Raw genomic sequence first — 26,799 nt, 5'->3', positions numbered from 1 at the left:
TTTACCACATATATTTCTAGTGAAAGGTCTTTCACCATCTTATCACCTAGGGGGCAATCAGAATGAAATTTTTGTCTTACCTTACAGTAATTTTGGTGATTCTTGGCGGTTTGAATTGGTTATTTGTAGCGTTAGATTACAATGTAGTTGAGAAATGGTTTGGTTCTATGCCGGCGCTTGTGGACACTATTTATTGGCTCTTTGGTCTTTCTGCTATTTATCAAATTTTTGATCGGTTCTTTACGAACAATTAGCTATTATTCTATTACTACTAGAGTGTTAAGTACGATTATGTACTTAACACTCTTTTGTATGTTTATAAAAAATAGTTTGCACATGCAAGCGATTCCATTGCGTCTTACGCCGTAATAATAGAAAACAAATTGACCACGTATTATATTTCGGGTTATAATTCAGAAAGTTTAAAAATTAATAAAAATGAGAAATAGGGAGGTTATTAAGGTGATGGAGAGAGTATATAATTTTTCAGCTGGACCATCAATACTCCCTTTGCCAGTTTTAGAGAAAGTGCAAAAGGAGCTTGTAAATTATAACGGGACAGGCATGTCTATTATGGAAATGAGTCATCGATCTTCTTATTTTCAAAGTATTATAGATGAAGCGAGTAAACTACTTCGTGAATTAATGAACATTCCTGATGAGTATGAAGTACTGTTTTTACAAGGCGGTGCGTCATTACAATTCTCTATGATACCGTTAAATGTAATGAATACGTACAAAAAAGCAGGGTACGTATTGACTGGTTCATGGTCTAAAAAGGCACTGCAAGAAGCTGAAAAAGTAGGAGAAGTACAAGTGCTTGCTTCTTCTGAAAAAGAGAAGTTTACTACAATTCCTAAACTGGATGGTTTACTAGGCGATGAAAAACTAGATTATGTACATATTACAACAAACAATACAATTGAGGGTACGAAATATGTGGACATTCCACGTTTAGATACAGTACCGCTCGTTGCGGATATGTCCTCAAATATTTTATCAGAACAATATGATGTTACGAAGTTTGGTCTTATATATGCGGGAGCGCAAAAGAATTTAGGGCCAGCGGGCTTAACGATTGCTATTATAAAAAGAGATTTAATTGGGGGAGCAGATTGCTCTTGTCCTACGATGTTAAACTATGAAACTTACAGCAAAAATAACTCCTTATATAATACACCGCCGTCCTTTAGTATTTACGTAACGAAACTTGTACTAGAGTGGTTGAAAGAGCAAGGCGGGGTATCTGCGATTGAAGAACAGAATAGAATGAAATCTTCACTTCTTTACAATTTCTTAGATGAATCAAAATTGTTTACTTCACCAGTTGATCCTACGTATCGATCACTTATGAACATTCCGTTTACAACACCGTCAGAAGAGCTGAACAATCAGTTTTTACAAAAAGCGAAAGAACGCGGCCTTGTTACGTTAAAAGGACATCGCTCAATCGGTGGTATGCGTGCAAGTATTTACAATGCGATGCCAGTACACGGTGTACAGCAATTAGTAAATTATATGAAGGAATTTGAGCTTGAGAATAGATAGGGAGATGGGGATATGTTTCGTGTTCAAACGTTAAATCAAATTGCGGAAAAGGGTTTGCAAGTTCTTGACGGAGAGCGTTATGAAGTAGGGGATAAAATGGACCACCCAGATGGTATTTTACTTCGCAGCTATTCTTTACACCAAGAAGAATTTTCAAAAGACTTAAAGGCGATTGCAAGAGCTGGTGCTGGTGTAAATAATATTCCTGTCGAGAGATGTACAGAAAAAGGGATTGTAGTATTTAATACACCAGGAGCGAATGCCAATGCAGTAAAGGAACTTATTATCGCCAGCCTTATTATGTCTTCACGTAACATTATTAACGGTGTAAGCTGGACGAAAAATTTAGAGGGTGAAGAAGTACCGCAGCTTGTTGAATCAGGAAAAAAACAATTCGTTGGATCAGAAATTGCAGGGAAACGTCTAGGTGTAATTGGCCTTGGTGCAATCGGTGCTTTAGTTGCGAACGATGCGTTAGCTTTAGGAATGGACGTTGTCGGATATGATCCTTACATTTCAGTTGAAACTGCATGGCGCCTTTCAACACATGTGCAAAGAGCATTTAGTTTAGATGAAATTTTTGCAACATGTGATTATATTACACTTCATATTCCTCTTACGAATCAAACGAAGGGAATTATTGGTGAACACGCTGTAGAGAAGATGAAAAAAGGTATGCGTTTATTCAATTTCTCTAGAGGAGAACTTGTAGATGAAAATGTTCTTCAAAAAGCGTTAGAAGAAGATGTTATTACGCATTACGTAACAGACTTCCCGAATGAAAATGTGATAAAGATGAAAAATGTAACAGCGACGCCTCATCTTGGTGCATCTACGTCTGAATCGGAAGAAAATTGTGCGATCATGGCAGCGCGCCAATTACGTGAATATTTAGAGACAGGAAATATTCGTAATTCAGTAAACTATCCAAACGTCGAACTGCCGTATATCGGAAAAAAACGAATTACGATTATGCATCAAAACGTTCCGAACATGGTAGGACAAATTACAGGATGTTTAGCAGAACATCATATTAATATTGCCGATATGATTAATCGTAGTAAACATTCTTGGGCGTACACAATGATTGATATTGATAACGGAATTGATGATATAATAAAAGAGAATATAGTGGAAAATATAAGCAAAATTACAGGTGTTGTAGCCGTTCGAATGATTGTGTAAAGGAGAGAGGAACTTGGCAAAAATCCGACCGTTTCGGGCCATTCGTCCAGTAGAAGAAAAAGCAGCGGAAGTTGCAGCTTTACCGTATGACGTATTAAATAGTAAAGAGGCAAGAGAGGTTGTAAAAGGGAATCCGTATTCTTTCTTACACGTTGATAAAGCAGAAATTGATTTAGACCCGGCACTTTCACCGTACGATGATCGTGTATATGAAAAAGCGGGTGAAAATTTAAATCGATTTATACGAGAAGAAGTGTTCATTCAAGACGAAGAGCCAGCGTTATACATTTATGAACTGACGATGCAGGGAAGAACGCAGTCAGGCCTTGTCGTTTGTACATCTATTGATGAGTATGAAGATGATACAATTAAAAAACATGAGAGAACGCGTCATGAAAAAGAGCTAGATCGTATTCGTCACGTAGATGTGTGTGATGCAAATACGGGTCCTATCTTTTTAACGTATCGTACAAAAGAAGAGATAAAGCGTTGCATTGCCAGCTGGAAAGAAGAACATGCGCCAATCTATACATTTACAGCAGAAGACGGCGTTAAGCACGTTGCTTGGAAAATAGCTGATGAAGAAGTAATTGCAAGTTTAGTAAACTTATTTGAAGATATTCCTAACCTGTACATTGCAGATGGACATCACCGCTCTGCATCAGCTGCAAAAGTAGGGATCATGCGAAGAGAACAATATCCGAATTACACAGGAGAAGAAGAGTTTAATTTCTTCCTATCTGTATTATTCCCTCACGATGAATTATCCATTTGGGACTATAACCGAGTTGTGAAAGATTTAAACGGCTTATCAGAAGAACAGTTTTTAAAGCAAATTGCACAATACTTTTATGTAGAAGAAGCAGCTGTTTCTCCGTATAAACCAAATGAGCCAAAAACATTTGGAATGTATGTAAACGATAAATGGTATAAGCTCAATGTGAAAGAGGAAACGTTTGATGCGAATGATCTCGTGAAAGGTTTAGATGTATCTATTCTGCAAGATCATTTATTAAGTCAAGTACTTGAAATACATGATCCGCGATCTGATTCACGCATCGATTTTGTAGGAGGAATCCGCGGATTAGAAGAACTAGAACGACTTGTAAAGAGCGGCGAATATAAAGCAGCGTTTTCATTATATCCGACATCAATGGAAGCTTTATTAGCAATCGCAGACGCTGGAGAAGTTATGCCGCCAAAATCAACGTGGTTTGAACCGAAACTGCGCAGCGGGTTGTTTGTACATTCTTTAAAGTAAATATAGACTTCTTTAGATTGAAAAACCGAAATGATTTTTAGTTTCGGTTTTTCTTATTTTAAAAGTTTTTTTTGAGGAGGGGTATAGATGAAATTACAAGTAGGAGAAAAAATCACCTTTGAACGAACTTTTACAAAAGAAGATGTTGCGTTATTTACGGAAGTATCGAAAGATGAAGGTGTTCATCATGTTACACCAGATGAGCAGGGGAGATTCGTTGTACAAGGACTGTTAACATCAACATTGCCTACAAAAATTGGCGGTGATTATAACGTATTAGCTCGCAAGATGGATTTTGAATTTTTACGTCCTGTGTTTAGCGGTGATACGATTCGTTGTGACGTAACCATTGAACAATTTGAGCCTGATGAAAAAAATCGTACAAAGATTATTGCGATGTTTGTATGTAGGAATCAACTTGAAAAAGAAGTTATGAAGGGGAGTTTTTCTGGGATTATTCTTTAGTTAGTAGGAAAAGTAATGAATAGGTGGGGGCCACATGCCTCTCGAGCTTAGATTTTTAATTCCACCATAACGAAAATTTTATGCATCGTTGAATACTGATAATAAGACGTTATGTAATATACTCTGTTCTTTTCTTAACTAATAGAAGAATAGTTGAATAAGCTCGTCAACAAAAAAAGGACATTCCTAGTATTACAAGAAATGTCCTTTCCACTAAATTATAGGATATTTTGCTAAAATTCAAACTCTAAAATCAGTTTACTAGTTTGACCTGTAAACTGATAATGGTAGGACCCTCTCAGATTTTCTAAGTTACCAGTAGCTTTAATAATTGTTCCTGGGGAATCTAGATTTCCTTTATCAAATATTCCTTGCTCTATAGCTGTAAATGTCCCTTGTTGCCCCTTATAAATTCCTTCAAAGTGTAAAAATCCAGAAATTTTAGCAGTAGCCAAGTGACCATCATTTATATTTGAGTCTAAATAATATAACAAGTATTCAACAAAAGCTTTTCCTTTTAATTCACCATCAATATCATATTCAACATGGGCAATATTGATAGGGAAATCTTTTCTAGTATCATCGATTAGTTTTTCATCCCATTTACTTACTGTAAATGTTACTTCCATACACGTAATCTCCCTCCAATTATATACTTTTAAAAAGTATTAATTCACAGTTATATCTCATAGGAGTGATTTTATTTATTGGGGTCCTTTCATGGCGCTATCAAGCTAACCAAAATAAAATACTCTCTAAAATGAAAAAACACGCTATTTTTTCTGTAGGATCAGGAAAATGGCTATACTTATTTAAAGTTTTCCTTTATTCCACGCCACTCTCTAAAATAGAGAAAGATCCATTTTCACAATCAATTTCTGCCATTGCGCCGTAAGGTAAAATAAACTTTGGCTCGGTATGGCCGAAATTTAAATTATAAAGAATCGGCAAATCTTCTAAATTATGTTCTTTCATAACTTGCAGTATTTCATGTTTATATTCTTCATAATACATTTCGTCTTTTGGTTTACCAAAAATGATGCCCCTTGCTTTTTGCAGAATGCCTTGTGCTGCATAATTTCGTAACCAATACTTTATATAGCTTGGTTCTGGATGGTCTTCAGAAGTTTCAAAGAAAAGGATACGATTCTCCCAATATTTTTTCTCAGGCCAAAGCTCCGTACCTTTTGCAAATTCCAATACTTCTATACAACCACCAATTAAGCGTCCTTGTACGGTAGTAGAGCCTTGAAGTAGTTCATAGCCATTGTTTTGTTGCATCGTACGCCTTGTATCTTTATTTACCTCTATCCATTCTAAACGCTCACTTGTCCATTCAGGAGCTGGTTGAATCTCGCCAATTGTCTCATTTGAAAAGAGAGTCCGATTTACCATTTCAACTGTATATGGATCCATCTCTACATTTTCGGCAAAATCAGTTAAAATGGCTGGACCGTAAAAAGAGGAAACTCCTGCTTTATGACAAAACAAGTGTGAAACGGTAACGTCAGAGTACCCCATAAAAATTTTCGGATTTTCACGTATTACATTAAAATCTATATAAGGAAGTAAGCGGATGCTATCTTCACCGCCAATATTCGCAATAATTGCTTTCACGCGCGTATCCTTAAAAGCTGTCATTAAATCTTCCGCACGAGCCTGTGGATTGTTATAAATGAATTCGCTACCTTTTAAACTATTTGGCATTGGGATAACCGTAAGACCGAAAACTTCTTCTAATCTTTTTACTCCTTGTTCATAACGCCATCTTATCTCAGAATCGCCTGCGCCTCCCCATGAAGGACTTACTGTTGCCACAATATCTCCTGCCTGTAATCTCTTTGGTTTCTTTAACATATTAACTCCGCTCCTACATAATGTAATGGACTACGATTATACAAACTGTAGCATTGAAAAAATATGATGCATCACATTATTTTCTTCATCATTAATCCGTTTACCTGCCAGTATTTAAGAATTCAGTCTTAGTGTTGAGTATATTTAAAAGTTACAGTATGCAACATTGCATAAGAAAGATAGTTGCTATTTTGTACAACCTGTAACTATAATAGTTACAGGTTGGTCGTATCCAATCAAAAAATATAATCATCATGAATGGAGAGGTTACATATGGGTATGAAAAAAATAATTTTAGCAGGTGCTTTAGGAATCGCAGCATTATCAGGAACGAATTTACCAGGATTAGAACTGTCAAAAGCGAGTGCCGCTTCTATGGAATCCAATTTCTCGACGTTAGAAGGACGAGTAATAGAAGTAGATAACGGTGTAATTGTCGTAAAATCTAAGCAATATGAGGAACCTGTTAGTGTGTATATGGATTCCCTTTCAAATGTGAAAGTAGGAGATGAAGTAAAAGTTACTGGATCTATGATGCGTAATTTCACGGAATATATGATTGCAAATTCAGTTGAAAATACGTCACATAAATTAGGTATGCACATGAAAGAAGATGGTTCTCCTGATTATGTGATTGGGGAAGTATCAAAAGTAGGAACGAGGGAAGAGGAAGGAGAAGGTTCTACTAAATATGTCGTAGTTGAGTATCCATCACTAAACGGGAAGAAAGTTATTATTGATGTTTTCTTAACGAAGGGACAAGTATTTCATACGGGTGAGAAAGTAAAAATTGATATGAAGTTTGTAGGATGGGGCGGAAGTTCTATTAACTGGAACACAACGGACAACATTGAAAAAGTTCATGAGGTAAAGAGCGACGTTGAAAATAATGATGATGTTTGGATTTGGTCTTAATTAGACGCTTGTAAATAACAAATGTATCATGCAGTATCCATCGAATCATCATATGTATGATAATTCGATGGGTACTTTTTTGTTTTATGTTTTTTTGAGAATAACGGATTTCTGATTAGAATATGATGTTAATACTGGAGCGAAGGTGAAAAAAACAATATGAAAAGAGGTGTTTAAGGGTGGAGCGAGATGAGGTTTATTTACGAGCTAAAAAAAGGGTAGAGAATTTACAAGCGTTTTATATTCATTTAACGGTCTATATACTAGTGAACTTAATGCTTTTTATTATAAATATAAGCTCTGATTCAAGTAAATTATGGTTTGTATATCCACTTGCAGGTTGGGGGATCGGTATCGTTATACACGGTTTGACAACTTTTCCAGTTGGGATATTCGGAAAAGAGTGGGAAGAACGAAAGATTAAAGAATATATGGAGAAAGATAAGTAAATTTATTTCTGGAATGTATGAATATAAATCTCTGGGATCAAATGTTTGATGCGAAGTCTATTCTATAGCTTCGCCTATTTGTTTTGTATTCGAAGTTTGTGCGAGTGAGTGTTCATATTCATTTTTTAGCATCAACTGCATGTGAAATCAAAACTTTACTTGTAGTACATAATAAATACAGTTGTTTTACTTTTTAAATTACATGTGGATATAGGATAAAGTTGTTTTATCATCCTATATTAAAATAAAAATAAACCACTGTTCGATTTGAATATTCCACGATATAATGGTGAGAGTTTATGACAGAATAAATATTTACATAAGAAGTGAGGTACTGTATGAAAAAAAGAACGACAGACATTATTTTTATTATTATTGGTGCATTTCTATTTGCGTTAGGTGTCAATTTGTTTGTTATCCCGAACGAGTTTGGTGAGGGTGGAGTAACTGGTATCACGATTATTACGTATTATTTATTTGAATGGTCACCAGGCTTAGTTAACTTAATTTTAAATGCGATTTTGTTAATAGCTGGTTATAAATTTTTGAATAAGATTACAACAATTTATACGATTATCGCTGTAGTTACGAATTCGCTATTCCTTCATTTGACAGAAGGTTGGACGATTGCTTCGGATGAAATGCTTGTAAATGCCATTTTCGGAGGAATATTTATTGGGTGCGGGATTGGTCTTATTATTCGCGTTGGCGGAACAACAGCAGGTACTACCATTTTAGCAAGGATGACGCATAAATATTTAGGATGGAGCATTAGCTACGGTCTACTGTTCTTCGATTTAATTGTTGCGTTTTCATCTTATTTCATCATTGGTGCAGAAAAACTGATGATAACAATTATTATGCTATATGTAGCAACGAAAGTGATGGAGTTTGTAATTGAAGGTTTAAATCCGAAGAAAGCCATTACGATTATTTCTGATAACCCGAATGAAATTGCCGGGAAGGTAACTACCTTAATGGGCAGAGGGGTTACTGTGTACTCAGGTCATGGCTATTACACGAAAACTCCGAAGGAAATTCTTTATGTTGTTATTAATAAGCAAGAAGTAGTCAAGCTAAAACGGATTGTTCAAACTACAGATCCGGCTGCGTTCATTGCTATACACGATGTTCGTGACGTATTTGGAGAAGGATTCGTAGATATTTCTAAAGCATAGAAATTACTTTTCATTAAAATAATCTTAATACTAAAACGTAAGAATCTATTTTGAATAATCTTTTTTCAAAATAGATTCTTTTTATTTATCTTAAAATGTTGGTTTGTTTTTCTTTTTCTTGCAAAAAATCCAATTGTTTCTTAAGGTAAGGATGTAGAAGGATGAACAAGAGAGGGTTTAATGAAGATGATACATATTTTATTAGCTGATGATGATAAGCATATTAGAGAATTGTTACATTACCATTTGCAAAAAGAGGGGTTTAAAGTTTTTGAAGCAGAAGATGGAAAGGTAGCACAAGACGTATTAGAGAAAGAGAATATTCACCTTGCGATAGTAGACATTATGATGCCGTTTGTTGATGGCTATACGTTATGTGAAGAAATCCGGAAGTATCATGATATACCGGTTATTTTATTAACTGCGAAAGATCAGTTAGTTGATAAAGAAAAAGGATTCATTTCTGGTACGGACGATTATATTGTAAAGCCATTTGAACCAGCTGAAGTCATTTTCCGTATGAAGGCATTACTGCGTCGTTATCAAATGCTGAGTGCTGATATTATTACACTTCATGGAACAACAATTGATCGTAAAGGTATCGAAGTAAAGTGTAATGGTCAAACGATTCTGCTTCCATTAAAGGAATTTGAGTTATTATCACAACTTGCTAGTTATCCGGGAAGGACATTTTCAAGAGAAGAATTAATTGAATTAGTATGGGGAATGGATTTTGAAGGGGACGAACGAACAGTTGATGTTCATGTGAAGCGACTGAGAGATCGTTTCTCAAAACGAACGGATGATTTTCAAATTACGACAGTACGCGGACTCGGTTATAAGTTGGAGTTGAAATAAGATGAAATCATTATACTCTAGATTTGTTTTTATGACGGTTGGAATCATGCTACTTAGCAGTATTATCGGTTTTTTATTAACAAATGTATACTATCAAGTGAAGTTAAAACCGTACAATAGTGAAAAGATTTTAATGTATGCGGAAGAAGTAAAATCGTTATATGAAAAGCAAAGTGAAGAAAATCAAGAGGCGTACTTACAGTCTATCGCGAAATTAGGATATGAAATTTATATTGTCGATGATCAAAAGAACGGAAAGCGTATTGGCAATGCGTTTCGTAAGACGACAATTAGTGATGACACCGTTCGTAAAGTATTGCAAGGAGAAACGTTTAACGGCGTTTCTACATATCCAACACGCCTCTTTATTACGGGGTTTTTCGATAATGAATTAATTAATAGTGTCGGTGTGCCGGTAAAACACGGTGATAAACAGTACGCTTTATTCATTCGTCCTGACATTCAGCAACAATTTGGTGAGATGCGAATTTTTCTAGCGGTATTACTAGGGTTTATCGTTTTATTAAGTATTATTTTTATTGCGATTGCAGCAGGGTATATCATTCGCCCAATTCGTAAGTTCACGAGGGCTACGCAAAAAATTGCGAGTGGTAAATATGAAATTGAATTAGATGTAAAACGAAAAGATGAAATTGGTACGTTATCTACAAGCTTCCAAAAGATGACGAAAAGTATAAAAGAGTTAGATGAAATGAGACAAGAATTCGTTTCGAACGTTTCACATGAATTTCAATCGCCACTTTCATCCATACAAGGTTTTTCGAAAACATTGCAAACAGAAAAGATGAGTGAAGAAGAAAGAAACCATTACTTACAAATTATTGAGGGCGAAAGTAAGCGAATGTCTAGTTTATGTAAACAGTTACTTACGCTCGCTTCTTTAGACAAAGAAGAGAAAGTATTGCAAATAAAAGAATTTAATCTGCAGAAGCAAATTAAAGACGTCATTTTTATGCTCGAATGGAAATGGCGTGAAAAAGATATCGCTGTTGAATTTGATGTGCCAGACATTACAATACAAGGCGATGAAAACTTACTTCATCAAGTATGGAGTAACATCTTTACGAATAGTATTAAGTTTTCAAACGACGGCGGAACGATTGAATTTGTTGTAGAAGAATTAGAATCAAGTGTGATGATCTATATATCAGACAACGGAATTGGTATGGAAACAGAAGAAATGGATCGTATATTTGATCGTTTTTACAAAGTAGATACAGCAAGAGCAAGAAACGTAGAAGGTAGCGGTTTAGGATTATCGATTGTACAGAAGATTGTAGAACTGCATAACGGAAACGTTTCAGTGTATAGTACGAAAGGGGAAGGGACTACTGTTCAGGTGGAGCTTCCGAAATAGATGAAAGAGGCTGCTACGGAAGGGCCTCTTCTTTTTTGGTTTCTAGTATACGTGTAAAGTGAAAAAATGTGAGTCATTTTCATTACATAATCGGACGAGTTTGTGGAGTGAGCTCAGGAGGAAGTTTATTTAAACATGTAGAATCTCTACAGAGTTATAAGGATTGTATTAAAACTTGAACCGTATAGGGAGGAAATTACTTTGAAACGAATTGACTTGTTATTAAACGTACTAGATTCAACATTCGATAAAGAGAGTTGGTATGCACCGTTTAAACATGCTATAGAAGGACTTACAGCCGAACAGGCTATGTGGAAACCATATGGTGAGGCAACGAATACCATTTGGGAGAGCGTTAATCATCTCATTTATTACAAAGAGAGGCTTGCTGCAAACTTGGAAGGCCGTGAATGGACACATAATCTTGACGGTAATGACACTTTTTATCTTACTAAGCAATCTAATGATGACACGGAATGGAAGGAAGTCGTTGAACGTTCTGAAAATGCTCAGCGTAATTTAAGACAGGTATTGAGCGCGATTTCCGAAAAAGAGCTTGAACAAAATTCACTTGAGAAGAAATTACTGGACATCATGCTTCATGATGCTTATCATACAGGCCAAATTATTCAATTAAGGAAAATGCAGGGGTCTTGGCCATCAAATCGTTAATTGAACGTTTTAGTTGGTGCTATTGTTATATTTTTAGTGAAGTATTTTACATCCAAAATTAAATAACTACATTTTAACCCCGTCCCAAATCTAGAACGGGGTTATGTTTGTTCCTGCTATAAAGCTGTACCTTTCCCGCGCTCTTCCCTAAAATGAACTCCAAAAGTATCCGCTGTAATTTCATCAGCTTTCGGCAATGCTCGTAATTTCGGATGAAGCAGCCATATGAGAGAAATAAATAAAATACCGATGCTAGCGAGCGCAAAAATGAGTTGGCTACTAAATACATTTGCGGTGTATCCGCCAATTAAAGAACCGAACGGCATAGCAATTGTGCCCATACTTCGCATGACTGAGTTAATGCGTCCAAGATATTGATTTGGAATTGCAATTTGACTAATTGTCGCAAATAATATGTTGGTGGCACCGATTGGTATCCAAGCTAGGCCGAATAAGAGAATAGATAGCCATTGAAACGGTACAATCGTAGAGAGAAACCAAAAGATAGCGCCAGTCGCAAAGCTAATAATGGAGACACGGCCAACATTACGTTTGCCAACCCATGAACTGAATAATGCACCGATGAGACTACCTGCTGATATAGCAGCTAAGAAGAAGCCATATGTTTTCACGCCTCCAACAGAATCAGCGTAAGAAGGGAGTATCGCCATTGTCATACCGATTGAAAAATTAGCGACAACTGAACCGATTAAGAAGGCGCCCATTAATGAACGGAAGACGATCGAAAAGCCTTCTTTTAAATCAGAGAAATATTGTTTAGTTGAAAGTGATGTATTGTTTTCCGCTTGCTTTGGCATTTTCAATGAAAAGAACAAAAGGGCAGTAATCGCGAATGTGAAAGAGTCGATTACATATAAAGTGATTGCGCCAAGTAGTGCTACTAATATGCCAGAAAGCGTCGTGCAAATTAAATCAATGCCTTGATATGCAAATGAAAAGAGTGAATTTCCTTTTAATAATTGTGTTTTATTCAATAGAAGTGGTAAAGCTTTTGATTGTGCGGGATAGGTGAATTGTTCGATAAAGGCTACGATAGGCATAATGATGAGTAGTAGTTGAACAGTTAATAGGTCGAAGTAGTGTGTAATAGGAATGATTAATATAAGAATACATTGCAAAACTTGTGTAATGACGAGGGTGTTTTTGATTGACCATCTATCAACGAATGGACCGGTAAGAAATTGAAGTGCAGAAGGTAATAATGTAAGGAAACCAGCCAATCCAGAATAAAAAGGATTACCACTCAGTTTATATACGAGCCACATCGCCGCTACATAATACAAACTATCTCCTATGTTTGTAAAAATTCTCCCTAAAAACAATAAGAGGAAATTCCGGTTTTTCAATATGTCCATTTAATCTACTCCTTTATAATAAATTTATTCGGTAAAATAAATTTGACCGTTTATGTAAAAAAATCGTATTACGATTTTTCTTCTTTTTTCACAAAGCGCTGCATCGCTCGTTCGTCGATTTGTAGTGCAGTAGTAGAAATGTAATAAGATTTACTATTTGGATCTTTATCTGCATCTTTTGTAATCTCGTTTAATTCAGACATCACTTCATAAAACTTTTTCACCCACACTTGAAATTGTTCTGGCGTAGCATCAAACTCCCAGCAAGATGAAACGTAATTCCACTCAGCTGGATCTTCGCTGATTTTCCGTAATGTAAAAGCTTCTTCAGGTGCAGCGAGAATATGGCTTTTCGTCATTTCCGTCATTTGTAAAAAGATTTGGCGACCGGATTCGCTTAATATTTCTAAATGAGGTAATAGGTTCGCGGCAGGGGTGAAGCCTTTAGCGACAGATTGATAAAACTTTTGAATGATGCCATTCTTTTCTTCTGTATAAACAATTTCTATAAAACCATTCTTTTCTAATTCTTTTAAATGATAATGAATTTTCGCCCTTGGAATGCCGAATTTCTCAGATAGTAGTTGTCCTGTATAAGGACGTTCGCATAGACGCATCATCATTTCGACACGTAGTGGATCGCTTATTGCTTTTAGTTGGCTATAAGTAGTGAGTGTTAACATGGGCTTCAAAATGATCAACTCCTTAAATAAAATTACTCGGTCAAGATTATTTGACTGAATTGTATCAAGGATTCTAGTTATTTTCAATACTTTCTGAAAATTAAATCTTCCCCTCTGTAATCTTCTGTTCATATTCCGTTCATATTTCTTTTTTATGATTAGTGCATAGAAAAAAAGAGGAAGGAGCGAGCGAAATGTTTTTAGCTCTGCGTGAATTGAAACAATCAAAATTAAGATACGGATTAATCGGACTGATTATGGTGTTATTATCATTTTTAGTTCTTGTTATTTCAGGATTAGCAAATGGACTATCATATGATAATGCTTCATCGATTCAAAATATGGAGGCAAACAAGTTTGTTTTAGCAGATGATGCGGAAAATAAATTACTTCGTTCACAAATTAAGAAAGATGATGTAGATAACGTAGTAAATCAAGTAGGCGAGAAAGAGGCCGTTCCGTTTCGTGTGAAAGTTTCAACGTATGAAAAGAAAGATAGTTCGAAAAAAGTGGATGTTGCTATTTTCTCCAGTGAACGTGATTCATTTTTAGAACCGAACATTGTAAAAGGTAAGAAATTAGGTACAGCAAATAACGAAATGGTTGCTGATGAATCAATTAAAGAAAAAGGAATCGATATTGGCGATACAATTATTGATCCTGTTTCAAAGAAAGAATTTACAATTGTTGGATTTACGAAAGACCAAATGTTTAGCCATACACCAGTCGTGTATGTAAATGAAGACGTATGGGGCTCTATTTCACAACCAAACCAAAAAGATTATAGTGCAATTGCGCTGCATACAGATAAAGAAATTAAAAATGCACATGTTATCGACAAAAAAGAAGTATTACAAAGTATTCCAGGATTTAAAGAAGAGCAAGGAACATTAACGATGATCATTGCGTTCTTACTTGTTATCGCTGCGTTACTAATCGGTGTATTCTTCTACGTCATTACACTGCAAAAAACACAACAATTAGGTGTATTAAAAGCAATCGGTACAAAGAATTCTTATTTAGCAAATAGCTTAGTCGTGCAGGCGTTATTCTTATCAGTCGTTGCGATGGTAATTAGTATTGTCCTTGTACAAGGATTAGAACAAATTTTACCAGCAGGTATGCCGTTCTTATTAACAACACCGATGATTGCACAATATGCAGCAATCTTTATCGTAATTAGTATTTTAGGAACACTTATTTCGTTATACCAAGTATTAAAAGTTGATGCATTAGAAGCAATTGGAGGCGGGATGTAATGACTTCATTATTGAAATTAGACAAAGTAAGTAAAGTGTACGGAGAAGGGAATACGGAAGTAACAGCCCTTCATCCGATGTCCCTTGATGTGAAAGCTGGAGAATTTATCGGAATCGTTGGTCCTTCTGGATCAGGGAAAAGTACGTTATTATCAATCGCGGGTGCATTATTATCACCTTCAAAAGGGGATATTTACATTCGTGAGCAAAATATTACACAGTTATCAGAAAAGGAAATGACAGACATTCGTTTGAAAAAAATCGGCTTCATTTTCCAGTTTGCAAATCTTGTTCCATATTTAAATGTTAAAGAACAATTGCTTTATATTGCAAAGCTTAAAAAAGAAAACAAACAAGACTCAGAAAAGCGTGCGGATCATTTATTAGCGGCATTTGGATTAGGAGAAAGAAAAAATCATTATCCAAATCAACTATCTGGCGGGGAAAAACAAAGGGTAGCAATCGCTCGTGCGTTTATGAACAACCCCGACTTAATATTAGCGGATGAACCAACAGCAAGTTTAGACTCAAAACGCGCACGTGAAGTCGTTGAAATGATGAAACGTGAAGTGAAAGAGAGCCAAAAAGCAGCAATTATGATTACGCATGATGAAAGAATGCTTGATGTATGTGATCGTATATTGACGCTTAGAGATGGGAAGTTAATATAAAGAAAAAAGACAATCACACATAAATGTGCGGTTGTCTTTCGTATAATTATTTTAAAATAGGTATAATTGCTTTATTTTGAGAATAACGCTTTAATTTTATTTCGTGTTACTAATAAAACCCCGCCTAAGACAGATAACATACCTAAAGCCATATTATTTGATTGCTCACTACCAGCGTTAGGTAGCTCTCTAGCGTTATTGTTTGCGTTTGTAGTACCAGTCTTTGTTTCAGTTTGTTTCGAATGAGATACTTCATTAATTTTGTTATCGACATTTTGCTTCGTTGTATGTACCTCAGCTAATTTGTCATCAATTTTTTTCTCAGTATGTTTAAAGTCGTTGATTTTAATATCTAAGTCTTGTTTTTTCTTTGTTAAATCGTCTGAAACAGTTTGTTTCGCTTGTTTTATTTCGTTAATTTTATTTAGTAAATCTTCTCTAGCTTTTTGTAATTCAGCTAGTTTGTTTTTTACATCTTGTTTAGCTAGTTCTAAGTTAGCGGAAAGACTATCTAAATTGCCTTTAATTTTCTTAAGTTCCTCTAACGTGTTCCCAGTATTCGGCTTATTTTCTTTTAGCTCAGCAAGTTTGTCCTCAGCAGTTTGTTTTGCTTTCTTTAACTCAGCTAATTTTTCATCTACCTGTTTTTTAACTTCCTTAAGTTCATTAACCTTTTGATCGATATTTTCTTTATGTTGCTTAATTTCATTCACTTTTTCATCGACAGTTTGTTTATGTTCTTTAATCTCATTAACCTTATTATCGATATTTTGCTTATGTTCTTTAACTTCAGCAACTTTGTCTTCTACTTGTTTTTTATGCTCTTTAATTTCAGCGATTTTATCTTCGGCGATTTGCTTGTCTTGCTGAAGTTTTGCATCTAACTCTTGTTTACGTTGTTTCATTTCGTTAATTTTTTCATCAGCAACTTGTTTACGCTCATGTAGTTCATTAACCTTCGTATCAACATTTTCCTTAACTTGGTTAAGTTCATTCAATGTTTGATCCACGTTTTCTTTGTGCTGCTGCAATTTCGCATCTAACTCTTGTCTATGTTGCTTAATTTCAGCTAATCGATCTCCCGTACTTTGCTGAGGAGTAGCATCAGTTACTTCCGCATGAGCAGAGTTTGCGCCAGCAATCATTGCTAAAGCTAGTGTAGACGCAGCAATTGTTTGTTTTGTTTTCATATTATTGTACCTCTTTTCTTTCATATGCATGAGCTGTTTTGTGTAAAATTGAGCATATAGAAGTAGATTATCTTATCATTATATACCATGTACGATGTCTAGAGGAAGTATTTGCATAATAATCTATGATTATGTAATTTTTATAGTCTCTTATTTTTGGGTAGGGGACAAATCTTTAGCAAGATGCACAATTTCTTCTATAGTAGAGTTTATATCCTTGCTATTGCGAATAACAAACAAATAATCAGCCTCGTTTTCTACAGGATCTACCACATCTTCGTGAAGTGATTCAGAATGTTGTCGATCGAGTACTTCTTTGAAACTAGAATAATCACCTCTAAAAATATTTGTACTTCGCGTGCTTCGAGCTACTCTTTCGTAAAGGACATCATCTGGAATATCAAAATGAACGAGTATGCGTACATAGTCATCTTTCTGAAACAATTCATTGAGTAAATACATCCTGCCGTTTCGACTTCTATTTGAGTTGCAAATAATAAGGTGTAAACTCGTATGTTCTTTTGCATAATCAACAATGAATTTCGAAAGACCGTGCTTAAATGTATTAGTGCCTTCATCCGGCTGTAATTTTTCGTAATGTGTGTTGATAAATTCAGCTTGGTTATCTTGATCCATAACGAAAGAGTTGGGTAACTCTTTTTCTAGTTCTTTAGCAAATGTAGTTTTTCCGCTGTGTGTTTTTCCTACGGTAATAATGACTAATCGTTTCATATTGGCCTCCATATGTATTGTTATAATTTGGAACATTCTGTGTGAATCGACAATTTTCCTGCCAGAGAATATACAAATTGTTGGTTTGATAGCAGGCTAGAAACTTGACAAAAAAACTTATTTATGCTATAATTCACTAATATATAAATAAAGTGTATAATAGGGTTCTCCTGCCAGGGGAACCCTATTTTTGTTGTAAAAATGAAGGAGTGTATGTGCGTGAAAAAAGGTGAAGCGAGTGTAACGTCGCTAGTATCAGCTTTCGGAAGAGCGTATCATAGTGAATTTGATCGTCCTAAAATCTTTGATGATTATGTAGCTAAAGATTTCATTTCACCAAAAGAACGTAACGATATTGAAACGAATATGGTTCAAGGGATACATTTTTTCAATACAGACATTGCACAGCAGTTTCAAGACAATCCACAAGAAATATTAAAATGGATTACACAAGTTCAATTATCACCAACACCTTTGGCGCGCGCGGCATATTGTGAAAGAGTATTACTACATGAAATTACATTAGGCGCAAAACAACACGTCATACTCGGTGCTGGCTTAGACACATTTAGTTTTAGACACCGAGAGTTAGAGAATAAAATAGAAATATTTGAAGTGGATCATCCTTCTACGCAAGCGTTTAAAATACAAAGAGTGAAAGAAGCAAAGTATGAAATTCCAAACAATCTTCATTTTGTTTCGATGGATTTCACTAAAGATTTCTCGAAGCAAACATTAGTAAATGAAGGATTTGAAAATAAAAAGACGTTTTTTAGCCTATTAGGTGTTACGTACTATTTAACGAAAGAGGAACTATCTAGTTTAATAGAACGTTTATTTGCGATGGTTCCAGAGGGAAGTTCTATCGTTTTTGATTATCCGGATGAAAATTTATTTACGGAAAAAGGACTGTCCAATCGAGTTGAAAATATGGTGAAAATAGCTGCAGTAGGCGGAGAACCGATGAAATCGTGTTTTTCTTATACAGAAATGGAAGCACTATTAGAGAAGGCGGGCTTACTCATTTATGAGCACTTATCACCAGAGGATATTGATAAGTTATACTTTGAAGGACGAAATGATTATTTAGAAGCTTTTGAGACGGTGCATTATGTGCATGCGGTGAAGAGGTAGAGGATTAGTAGGCATGGGGAGAAATCTCTGTGTCTTTTTTTATTAAATTTCCTGCCCTTGAATAAAGAACAGTAAAACCCCTAAGCATGTAAATCTTTGATTTTTATTACAATTATGTAAGGTTAAGTAATAAAAATCGATAGAACGGGATATTAGAATGGGATACTCTGATTGATGGGTAGAATATTCTGAAAAAAGGGGTGGAACAAATGAAGAATAGGCAAAAAGCATCGATAATATGCAAAAGTATTTTATGTTTAATTATTTGCATATTTATTACGAATGAAGCGTGTTTTACAAATGTGGTGAGGGCAGAATCGGGTATGTTGACTGATAGGAGTATAGAGGATTTCAAAAAAAAGTTGGATGAACAGGTACCAAAATGGCAGGGGAATTATGAGGTACCAGGGATTGCAATAGGGATTGTACATGAGGGGCGTATTGCTTATACACTAAACTACGGTTATGTAGATAAAAAGACAAAAAAAGCGGTGAGTGATGATACTTTGTTTCAAGCTGGTTCCATATCTAAAAGCCTTACAGCGTGGGGAATCCTACATCTTGTAGATGAAGGTCGTTTATCACTAGATGATCCCGTTGGAAAATATCTGACCAAATGGAAATTACCTAATTCAGAGTTTAATAATAATGAAGTTACGATAAGAAGATTATTAAGTCATACAGCAGGACTGTCTGCACATAAAGGATACCTTGGGGTTGTACCAGTGAAAAATCTTAATTCTATCGAGGAGTCTCTGTCTGGAAAAGGATGGCTTAATGAACCAGTGGAGGTTACCAATAAACCAGGTTCAGAAACAATTTACTCTGGTGGCGGATATACAATTTTACAACTTGTAATTGAAGAGGTTACCGGAATACCGTTTAATCGTTATATGGAAGAACAAATTATGAAACCTTTAGGAATGAAATCTAGTTCATTCTTACAACGTCCTGAAAACTATAACCTTTCGAAAGCTTATGGATATTTTGGAGAGGAACTTCCTAGTTACCAATTTACTGAACAAGCTGCTGCAGGTCTCAAGACAAATGTTACGGATATGATGACATTAATACTTGCAAGCATGGATGCAAATAATAAAGGGAATGGTGTCATCAAAAGTGAACGTGTTGAGGAAATGCAAAAGCCAGTATTAGGGGAGAATGGTTTAGGTATATTTGAAAAAAAAATATCTAATCAATGGGAATTAATTTATCATTCTGGTGACAATCGAGGCTGGCACTCTTTTTATGGTTTCATTCCTAATACAAAAGATGGATTGGTAATCCTTACAAATGGTGAAGGTGGTATAGATTTACGACAGGATATTTACCACGCATGGATGGAATATGAAACTGGAAAATTACCTGAAAGTTACTTCTCTCTAGCTGAGCAGAGAAAAAGCAATTCCATTACATCAATTGTTATTGGAGCCACACTTAGTGTATATTTGCTGCTATTTGTAATTAGATTGTACAAAGGTAGAAGAACTTTCATTTTTAAGCAAGAGAAGAAACCCTACATCGGATTAGTAGTTAGGACATTTTTACTTATTATTACTGCTATTCTCGTTTTTTCTGCTGCCTATTTGTGGAGAGTTTTCAGCTTGAATTCCGGTAATACAATAAACTTTATTCTAATAATGGTATGGATTATAACATTATTAATTAGTGGATTTTTCCCGAAAATTAGAAGTAATAAAAAACAACGTATGAGACTAAAAAATTTAACATCAAAATTTACATGTATGTAATGTTAAAGGCTAGAAAGCTAGATTGGCGTGAATCGCTAATTGTGGTTTGCAAAAAACGACAAAATCTCTTAAGAAACACTTAACTTTTAACGTCATCTATCTTTACAATCCCTCCTTATAATGTGAATTGGACAAGCACCTTAGAGAAAGCAGAACATGTCAGTTTATACATTCTATGATTAGGGGGAGAATTTGTATGAAAAAGACAGTTGCTTCGTTAGCAGTTATGACGGCATTATTACCGACGTTTTCAGCACATGCGGAAGGGAAAGAACAAGTTCGAAAATCAGCTACCACTTTTAACGTTATTAGTGATATTCAAGGGGATTTGGGGGATTTTGATCACGTATTAAAAGATATGAAAAAAGTGACACCACTTTCTAGAGCGCTTATTATGAATGGGGATATAACGCCAACGGGACAACAGTCACAATATGATGATGTGAAGCGTGTGTTAAACAAAAATAAGCATCCAGAGAATGTATGGTCAACTGTTGGGAATCATGAGTTTTATGCTGGTAAATGGACAGCTGATGGGAAGCTCTCTCAAAGTACATGGCCAAATGGTGTAACGGAAGAAACGCTATTCAACCGCTACTTACAATTTAGCGGGCAAGAAAAGGTATATCATAAAAAAGAATTAGACGGTTATCCGCTTTTATTTTTAGGAACTGAAAAATATATGAAATACCACGATTCAAAAATGTGGGATGAAGTATTTATGAGTGATGAGCAATTAGGTTGGTTAAAACAAAATTTAGAAGAATATAGCCAAAAAGATAAAAATAAGCCGATTTTCATTTTCTCTCATCACGTTTTACCTGATACAGTATCTGGATCAAGACAAAATCCGTATTTACAAGATTATTTAAACGTTGATAAGTTGTACGATATATTAAAAGACTATCCGCAAGTTGTTTTCTTCACAAGCCACACGCATTGGGATTTAAACCTACCAGACTGGGCCGGTAAAAAGAAAATTACAGGCGGAGATAATAAAGGATTTACTGTTGTAAATACAGGCGGGATTGAAACGGGCTGGATGTCGGCTGGGCCAAATGGTGGAGAGAAGACTGCTCCTGATGGCTATTCATTTAAACAAGGATTACAAGTGAAAGCATATGGTAACGATGTAATGGTAACAGCTTACGATTACAAACGTGATAAGGATATAAAAAAATTATTAATTAGTGATTCGAAAGTTGCACAAATGGCGCCAGATGTAACAGCTGATGATAGTAAAAATGTAATTGTCGGTGCAACAGAGTATATGGAGTACAATGTAGAAGGAACGAATGAGTGGTACACATACAGTAAAGCGAACCCTCCAAAATTTGATGGGAACAAGACTGTATACGTACGCCATAAAGGCGAAATGAATGTAGAACCAGGATTAACGCAGCTTCTTCGATTTTCGGCAAATAAGTGATTGGAAGAGGGCCCACTTTTCATCGAGTGTGCCTTTTGGTGTTGTTTGTTCTTTTCGGTAAGTCGATATATTTGAAAAATCGCTGATATAATTCGAGTTGCGCCGATATAAATTTCATGTATCGTATTAAGAGCCGAAGTGTTAATACAATTTCATTCACCAACACCGAATTCCAACACATTTTTCACCCGGAAAGATGACTTCATCATTTTTACATGTAATAATAGTATCGTTACATACATTGTGAAAAAAGTACAAAAGGAGCGTTATTTATGAATTTAGCTAAATTCCCGAGAAAAAAATATACAGAGTCATATACACCAATTGAAAAATTAAACAATTTTTCTGAAGCACTTGGTGGGCCGACTATTTATTTTAAACGAGATGATTTACTTGGTTTAACAGCTGGTGGTAATAAGACGAGAAAGTTAGAGTTTCTAGTTGCGGATGCACAGGCAAAAGGTGCAGATACGTTAATTACAGCTGGTGGTATTCAGTCAAACCATTGCCGTCTAACACTGGCAGCTGCGGTAAAAGAAAAAATGAAATGTATCCTTGTATTAGAAGAAGGGCTTGAGCCAGAAGAGAAGCCAGACTTTAACGGAAACTATTTCTTATATCATTTACTAGGTGCTGAAAATGTAATTGTTGTACCAAACGGGGCAGATCTTATGGAAGAGATGCATAAAGTAGCGAAAGAAGTTAGTGAAAAAGGTAATACACCATATGTCATACCAGTTGGTGGATCAAATCCTACTGGTGCAATGGGATACGTTGCTTGTGCGCAAGAAATTATGGCACAATCATTTGACCAAGGAATTGATTTCAGTACAGTCGTTTGCGTAAGCGGTAGCGCTGGTATGCACGCTGGTTTAATTACTGGTTTTGCTGGAACACAAAGTCACATTCCTGTAATTGGAATCAACGTAAGTAGAGGAAAAGCAGTACAAGAAGAGAAAGTAGCAAAACTTGTAGAGGAAACTTCAGCTCACGTTGGTATTCCGAACTTTATCCCGCGCGAAGCTGTTACATGCTTTGATGAATATGTAGGACCAGGTTACGCGTTACCAACGCCAGAAATGGTGGAAGCAGTTCAATTACTTGCGAAAACAGAAGGTATTTTACTGGATCCAGTGTATACAGGGAAAGCGGTAGCGGGATTAATCGACTTAATTAAAAAAGGTACATTTAATAAAGAAGACAACATTTTATTCGTACATTCAGGTGGTTCACCAGCTTTATATGCGAATACGTCTTTATTTGCGTAAGTATGAAAAAGCATTGGGTATCCAATGCTTTTTGTTATATACTGGAATTGTTAGGAGGCAAGAGGAGGGAGTATATGAGTTCGAACTTACAATGGATTATATACACGGTACTCGGCATTGCTATTTTACTAATTTTATTTGTGACTTATGGAGTGTATTTATATTTCACTTAAGTGAAGTGGTAACCAAACCAAAGGAAAAATAAAATGATCGCTGTGTTAAATAGAGTAAAACATAAACCGATAATCGCTAAAATTTTCTTCTCAGCTCGGCTACAAAAAGAGATGATCGCTATAACAGCGGAAGCTAATATGAAGTAGGCGAAAGGCACGACATATTCTACTCCAACTCTGTCTAAAATAGGTGCGAAGAGAAAGAGATTAATAGTAACGAATATACTTACAATGAGAAACATATAACTTTTCCAAGTGTATGTTTGTAACTGCATAGAACGACACTCCTTTCTCTTTATTATTTATATTTCTAAGTGTAAAATAATTACCTTTATTTTACAATTTGAGATATTTTGTATTGAAAAGAGGTTGATGAATATGAGAGTTAGAAATTTTTCTCTAGTTTTTATTACCATATGTATATTCATAGTAACCGGCTGTTCAAATATAGTAGGAAATGAAGATCAAAGAATTCAAGTGCAAAAACATATTGGTGATAATGAATATAAAGATTTTAAGGTAGTGACAGATAATAATGAAGTGTTGCAAGTAAAGAAAATATTAAATGATATTAATTTTGAAAATAAAAAAGTGGAAATGTCTCATCCAGCGGCTTATCACTTTATTTTTCAATTTAAAAATCCGAAAATAGAGGCGAAAGCTGTGTTGTATCAAATTTGGGTAAGTACTAATAAGGAGAAATTGGAAATTAAGTCGGGGAATCATCTGTACGCTCAATTAGAAGGAAAACATGCAGCTACTTTATTTCGGATTGTTACAGGGGAGAAGTTAGCTGAATAAATATATATGGTTATAGGAATTCAATTCGTATTTATCATTTTGGGAGACACTTAGTTTTCAACAAAAATAGCTATTTTTTTATATTGGAATAAACATTGAGAATCGGATAAAATGTAAATTGAACATTTACTTGATGAGCATGAGGTTCTACGCTTATAAGCGGATTAATGAACCTTAAGGTGTGCATTAATCCGCCATTACATAATAATACTAGGAAATATATTGTTTTTACAAAGATTCGATGTTATGTTTAATTTTCTCAATATAATATTTTCCTTATATAGGAGTGGCTATTTGAAGAAATTAATATTATTAGTTTTATTGGTTACATACTGTCTCGCTATTGCAGGATGTTCTAATACTAGGATTACACCAAAGAATGAGTCTGAAAATTCAACACTTGAAAAGATTAATCGTATTAATAAAGCGTGGTACAAACATATATAATAGTTTTAAAGAAACTTGAAATTGTTGATGATAAGGTCATAAGGTGAAATTCGTTAGGCCGATAGTAGAGGTTGTGAAACCTGGTGAAATGTGGGAAGCATAGTTTACATTTAAATTTATAAAATATGCGACATTAAATTATTCACAAATAAAAGGCATTCTATGTTGCCTTCCTCTAACTTGAAACTTCTCAAAATTATTTCACTAGGTTAAAATATTTATAGAGAGGATTACCCTTTAACATTAGGGAAATGCGAGGGGGGGCGTAATAACTCGATTGATATGGTCCTTTTTTCACTTTATCTACCATCTTTATATATCTTTCTATTAAAAAATCTAACTTTAATCGATTAAAGTTAGATGAAACTGGTAAAAAACAATGAAATTTCAGGGAAAATAAGGTACACTAATCAATGGTTTTGGTTTAAAATCAATTGACGTTTATGTATACGGGGGAAAGATTGATGAACAACAATACAGTAAATGAATCTGTGGAAGAAGTTGAGAAAAAACGGGTAAGATCGAGAAAACGTTTTACAAATTGGAAGCTAATCGCTGCGGGTGGCGGTGTAATTGCACTTCTTATTGGAGGAATGAGTTATTATCAGGCAACTCACTTCAATTCGAATGTTACGATTAACGATACAAAAGTCGGTGGTTTGAGCGCTGATCAGGCAATACAGAAGTTAAAAACATCGGGACTAGCAAATAAAGTCTATATTGATCAACAACAAATTTTAGATGAACAAGATACAAAAACGGAACTGACAGAAAACGATTTGCCACAGGTTAAGAAACTATTAAAAAGCCAGTGGACATTTTTCCCTTCCGCAAAGGACAAAGATTATTCATTGCTACCGAAAGAAGCGGATCAGTATCGTAGTGAAACGATGAAAAAACTTGTAGAAGAAAAGCTTGTTTCTATGAATGAAAAATTAAAAGCGCCTCAAGATGCTATGGCGAAGCTCGAACAAGGAAAAGTTGTTATTTCGAAGAGCGTTGATGGAAAACAGTATGACGTTAAGAATCTACTAAAAGATTACGACAAGCAGAAGCATAAAAGCGAAATTCATCTAAAGTCTACATACATACAGCCTATTAAAGAAGACGATCCGATTATCAAAAAAGAAGAGAAAGCATTACAAAATCTTCTTCAGCAGTCTGTTGATTATAAAGTGCAGGATGAAGTGTACTCATTAAAAGCGAAAGATTTAATTCAAAATGCCTCTATGTCAAAGGATATGAAAGTGACAATCGATGCGAGCGACATTAAAAATAAGGTTGCTGAAATTAATAAGGCTAAATCTACATTACATAAAGACTTCGCTTTTAAAACACATTCGGGTTCGGTTATATCAGTAAAAGGACAAGGATACGGCTGGGCACTAGATGTGGAAAAAGAAACAAAACAAGTTCAACAAGCCTTTGAGAAAGGCGAAAAATCGCTTTCTGCTTCTAATATTCACGGGAATGGTTGGGAGAAGGAAGGAATCGGCTATAAAACAACATCGAATAATGGCATCGGAGATACATATGCAGAAGTTTCCATTGCAGATCAGCAAATTTGGATTTATAAAGATGGGAAATTAGTCGTCACAACAAATGTAGTAACGGGTAAACATAGCACGAGTGAAGATACATCACCAGGTGTGTGGTACGTTCTATATAAACGAACACCATACACGCTGAAAGGAAGCGCAGTAGGGAAAGCTGATTATGCAGTTAAAGTAGATTACTGGGTTCCATTCACAAATAGTGGTCAAGGATTCCATGATGCAGGCTGGCGAAAAGACTGGGGAAATAATGCTTATTTAACAGGGGGATCAGGTGGGTGTGTAAACCTTCTGCCTAACGTTGCAAAAACTGTATATGATAGTTTGAACACGTATGATCCAGTTATTGTGTACTAGAAAATAGGTACGTATCAAGAAATAAGGCAGGAAATTTTACTTGATGGTATATGAAAAAACACCTCTTGAATTCGCATGCGAAGTATGTAAATTCAATGGAGGTGTTTTTTGTTTGGAAACAAGAGTTCATTGCCTGTAAGAAACAAAGTAGGAAGAGGTTGAAGTGAAGAAACAGATATTCAAACAGTCAATAAAATTGACATTGAATA

General features: G+C 35.2%; 26 protein-coding genes. 19 read left to right on the top strand and 7 right to left on the bottom strand.

The genetic code is table 11. The annotated features are described in order from the left end of the window. The first annotated feature begins 62 nt into the window (after nt 1-62). The 5 genes from NHG49_RS16505 (at nt 63) to NHG49_RS16485 (ending at nt 4,459) form a co-directional block, all read left to right on the top strand. Nucleotides 63-254, top strand: coding sequence for a DUF378 domain-containing protein (locus NHG49_RS16505; RefSeq protein WP_000670802.1), 192 nt, complete (start codon nt 63-65; stop codon nt 252-254). Between the two features lie 211 nt (nt 255-465). Then, nucleotides 466-1,548: a 3-phosphoserine/phosphohydroxythreonine transaminase gene (gene serC / locus NHG49_RS16500; RefSeq protein ID WP_258126299.1), complete on the top strand. Its 1,083-nt coding sequence runs from the start codon at nt 466-468 to the stop codon at nt 1,546-1,548. A 12-nt stretch (nt 1,549-1,560) separates the two neighbouring features. Further along, entirely contained in the window at nt 1,561-2,733 is a 1,173-nt protein-coding gene (locus NHG49_RS16495; protein ID WP_258126298.1) for a 3-phosphoglycerate dehydrogenase family protein, read from the top strand. Nucleotides 2,734-2,746: 13 nt separating this feature from the next. Continuing rightward, complete coding sequence (locus NHG49_RS16490; protein WP_258126297.1) at nt 2,747-3,994, top strand: DUF1015 domain-containing protein; 1,248 nt, start codon at nt 2,747-2,749, stop codon at nt 3,992-3,994. Between the two features lie 87 nt (nt 3,995-4,081). After that, nucleotides 4,082-4,459, top strand: coding sequence for a hotdog family protein (locus tag NHG49_RS16485; protein ID WP_258126296.1), 378 nt, complete (start codon nt 4,082-4,084; stop codon nt 4,457-4,459). Between the two features lie 233 nt (nt 4,460-4,692). On the opposite strand, the gene NHG49_RS16480 is transcribed toward NHG49_RS16485, so the two are convergent. Then, nucleotides 4,693-5,088 (bottom strand): DUF3224 domain-containing protein, encoded by a 396-nt coding sequence (locus tag NHG49_RS16480; RefSeq protein WP_000454078.1) that lies wholly within the window; start codon nt 5,086-5,088, stop codon nt 4,693-4,695. 196 nt (nt 5,089-5,284) lie between these two features. Beyond that, nucleotides 5,285-6,316, bottom strand: a complete 1,032-nt coding sequence (locus tag NHG49_RS16475; RefSeq protein WP_064475813.1) for a S66 family peptidase — start codon at nt 6,314-6,316, stop codon at nt 5,285-5,287. A 273-nt stretch (nt 6,317-6,589) separates the two neighbouring features. Here NHG49_RS16475 and NHG49_RS16470 point away from each other — a divergent pair, with 273 nt between their 5' ends. From NHG49_RS16470 to NHG49_RS16445, 6 genes are all read left to right on the top strand, one after another. Continuing rightward, the gene (locus tag NHG49_RS16470) at nt 6,590-7,231 is read left to right on the top strand and encodes an ATP F0F1 synthase subunit alpha (protein WP_064475812.1); all 642 of its coding nucleotides are present in this window, start codon (nt 6,590-6,592) and stop codon (nt 7,229-7,231) included. A gap of 179 nt (nt 7,232-7,410) precedes the next feature. Then, entirely contained in the window at nt 7,411-7,680 is a 270-nt protein-coding gene (locus NHG49_RS16465) for a 2TM domain-containing protein (RefSeq protein WP_000438999.1), read from the top strand. Nucleotides 7,681-8,018: 338 nt separating this feature from the next. Continuing rightward, nucleotides 8,019-8,858 (top strand): YitT family protein, encoded by an 840-nt coding sequence (locus NHG49_RS16460; RefSeq protein ID WP_000747488.1) that lies wholly within the window; start codon nt 8,019-8,021, stop codon nt 8,856-8,858. 180 nt (nt 8,859-9,038) lie between these two features. After that, nucleotides 9,039-9,716: a response regulator transcription factor gene (locus NHG49_RS16455; RefSeq protein ID WP_081257291.1), complete on the top strand. Its 678-nt coding sequence runs from the start codon at nt 9,039-9,041 to the stop codon at nt 9,714-9,716. A 1-nt stretch (nt 9,717) separates the two neighbouring features. After that, nucleotides 9,718-11,094 (top strand): sensor histidine kinase, encoded by a 1,377-nt coding sequence (locus NHG49_RS16450; protein WP_064475811.1) that lies wholly within the window; start codon nt 9,718-9,720, stop codon nt 11,092-11,094. A 201-nt stretch (nt 11,095-11,295) separates the two neighbouring features. After that, on the top strand, nt 11,296-11,766 hold the full coding sequence (locus tag NHG49_RS16445) for a DinB family protein (protein ID WP_064475810.1): 471 nt from the start codon (nt 11,296-11,298) through the stop codon (nt 11,764-11,766). Nucleotides 11,767-11,882: 116 nt separating this feature from the next. Here NHG49_RS16445 and NHG49_RS16440 read toward each other — a convergent pair whose 3' ends face one another. Next, the gene (locus NHG49_RS16440; protein ID WP_258126293.1) at nt 11,883-13,142 is read right to left on the bottom strand and encodes an MFS transporter; all 1,260 of its coding nucleotides are present in this window, start codon (nt 13,140-13,142) and stop codon (nt 11,883-11,885) included. A 68-nt stretch (nt 13,143-13,210) separates the two neighbouring features. Next, entirely contained in the window at nt 13,211-13,834 is a 624-nt protein-coding gene (locus NHG49_RS16435; RefSeq protein ID WP_048559929.1) for an ArsR/SmtB family transcription factor, read from the bottom strand. A 185-nt stretch (nt 13,835-14,019) separates the two neighbouring features. Between NHG49_RS16435 and NHG49_RS16430 the strand changes: the two genes are divergently transcribed. Then, complete coding sequence (locus NHG49_RS16430; RefSeq protein WP_149174087.1) at nt 14,020-15,084, top strand: ABC transporter permease; 1,065 nt, start codon at nt 14,020-14,022, stop codon at nt 15,082-15,084. After that, complete coding sequence (locus tag NHG49_RS16425) at nt 15,084-15,755, top strand: ABC transporter ATP-binding protein (RefSeq protein WP_064475806.1); 672 nt, start codon at nt 15,084-15,086, stop codon at nt 15,753-15,755. The genes NHG49_RS16430 and NHG49_RS16425 overlap by 1 nt, the downstream gene beginning before the upstream one ends. A 71-nt stretch (nt 15,756-15,826) precedes the next feature. Here NHG49_RS16425 and NHG49_RS16420 read toward each other — a convergent pair whose 3' ends face one another. Together NHG49_RS16420 and NHG49_RS16415 are read right to left on the bottom strand one after the other, a co-directional pair. Continuing rightward, nucleotides 15,827-16,945, bottom strand: a complete 1,119-nt coding sequence (locus tag NHG49_RS16420; protein WP_222655266.1) for an LPXTG cell wall anchor domain-containing protein — start codon at nt 16,943-16,945, stop codon at nt 15,827-15,829. Nucleotides 16,946-17,095: 150 nt separating this feature from the next. After that, the gene (locus NHG49_RS16415; RefSeq protein WP_258126858.1) at nt 17,096-17,689 is read right to left on the bottom strand and encodes an ATP-binding protein; all 594 of its coding nucleotides are present in this window, start codon (nt 17,687-17,689) and stop codon (nt 17,096-17,098) included. 201 nt (nt 17,690-17,890) lie between these two features. Between NHG49_RS16415 and NHG49_RS16410 the strand changes: the two genes are divergently transcribed. The 4 genes from NHG49_RS16410 to cuyA all read left to right on the top strand — a co-directional run bounded on the left by NHG49_RS16410 (nt 17,891) and on the right by cuyA (nt 23,259). After that, complete coding sequence (locus tag NHG49_RS16410) at nt 17,891-18,811, top strand: class I SAM-dependent methyltransferase (RefSeq protein ID WP_149174085.1); 921 nt, start codon at nt 17,891-17,893, stop codon at nt 18,809-18,811. Between the two features lie 209 nt (nt 18,812-19,020). Next, nucleotides 19,021-20,562: a serine hydrolase domain-containing protein gene (locus tag NHG49_RS16405; protein WP_258126291.1), complete on the top strand. Its 1,542-nt coding sequence runs from the start codon at nt 19,021-19,023 to the stop codon at nt 20,560-20,562. A 196-nt stretch (nt 20,563-20,758) separates the two neighbouring features. Next, on the top strand, nt 20,759-21,991 hold the full coding sequence (locus NHG49_RS16400; RefSeq protein ID WP_149174084.1) for a DUF4073 domain-containing protein: 1,233 nt from the start codon (nt 20,759-20,761) through the stop codon (nt 21,989-21,991). A 272-nt stretch (nt 21,992-22,263) separates the two neighbouring features. Next, entirely contained in the window at nt 22,264-23,259 is a 996-nt protein-coding gene (gene cuyA / locus NHG49_RS16395; RefSeq protein ID WP_258126290.1) for a D-cysteate sulfo-lyase, read from the top strand. 169 nt (nt 23,260-23,428) lie between these two features. On the opposite strand, the gene NHG49_RS16390 is transcribed toward cuyA, so the two are convergent. Continuing rightward, nucleotides 23,429-23,707: a hypothetical protein gene (locus NHG49_RS16390; protein ID WP_258126289.1), complete on the bottom strand. Its 279-nt coding sequence runs from the start codon at nt 23,705-23,707 to the stop codon at nt 23,429-23,431. Nucleotides 23,708-23,810: 103 nt separating this feature from the next. On the opposite strand from NHG49_RS16390, the gene NHG49_RS16385 reads away from it, so the two are divergent. Then, nucleotides 23,811-24,233 (top strand): hypothetical protein, encoded by a 423-nt coding sequence (locus NHG49_RS16385; protein ID WP_064475800.1) that lies wholly within the window; start codon nt 23,811-23,813, stop codon nt 24,231-24,233. 911 nt (nt 24,234-25,144) lie between these two features. Beyond that, a complete protein-coding gene (locus NHG49_RS16380; protein ID WP_064475799.1) occupies nt 25,145-26,590 on the top strand; it encodes a L,D-transpeptidase family protein in 1,446 nt (481 codons plus the stop codon). The last annotated feature ends 209 nt before the right edge of the window (nt 26,591-26,799 follow it).

The sequence above is a fragment of the Bacillus sp. IBL03825 genome (assembly GCF_024712505.1).
Classification (GTDB): Bacteria; Bacillota; Bacilli; order Bacillales; family Bacillaceae_G; genus Bacillus_A; species Bacillus_A wiedmannii.
Note: the sequence above shows the minus strand (reverse complement) of the source record. Positions and strands in the feature narration are given on the sequence as shown.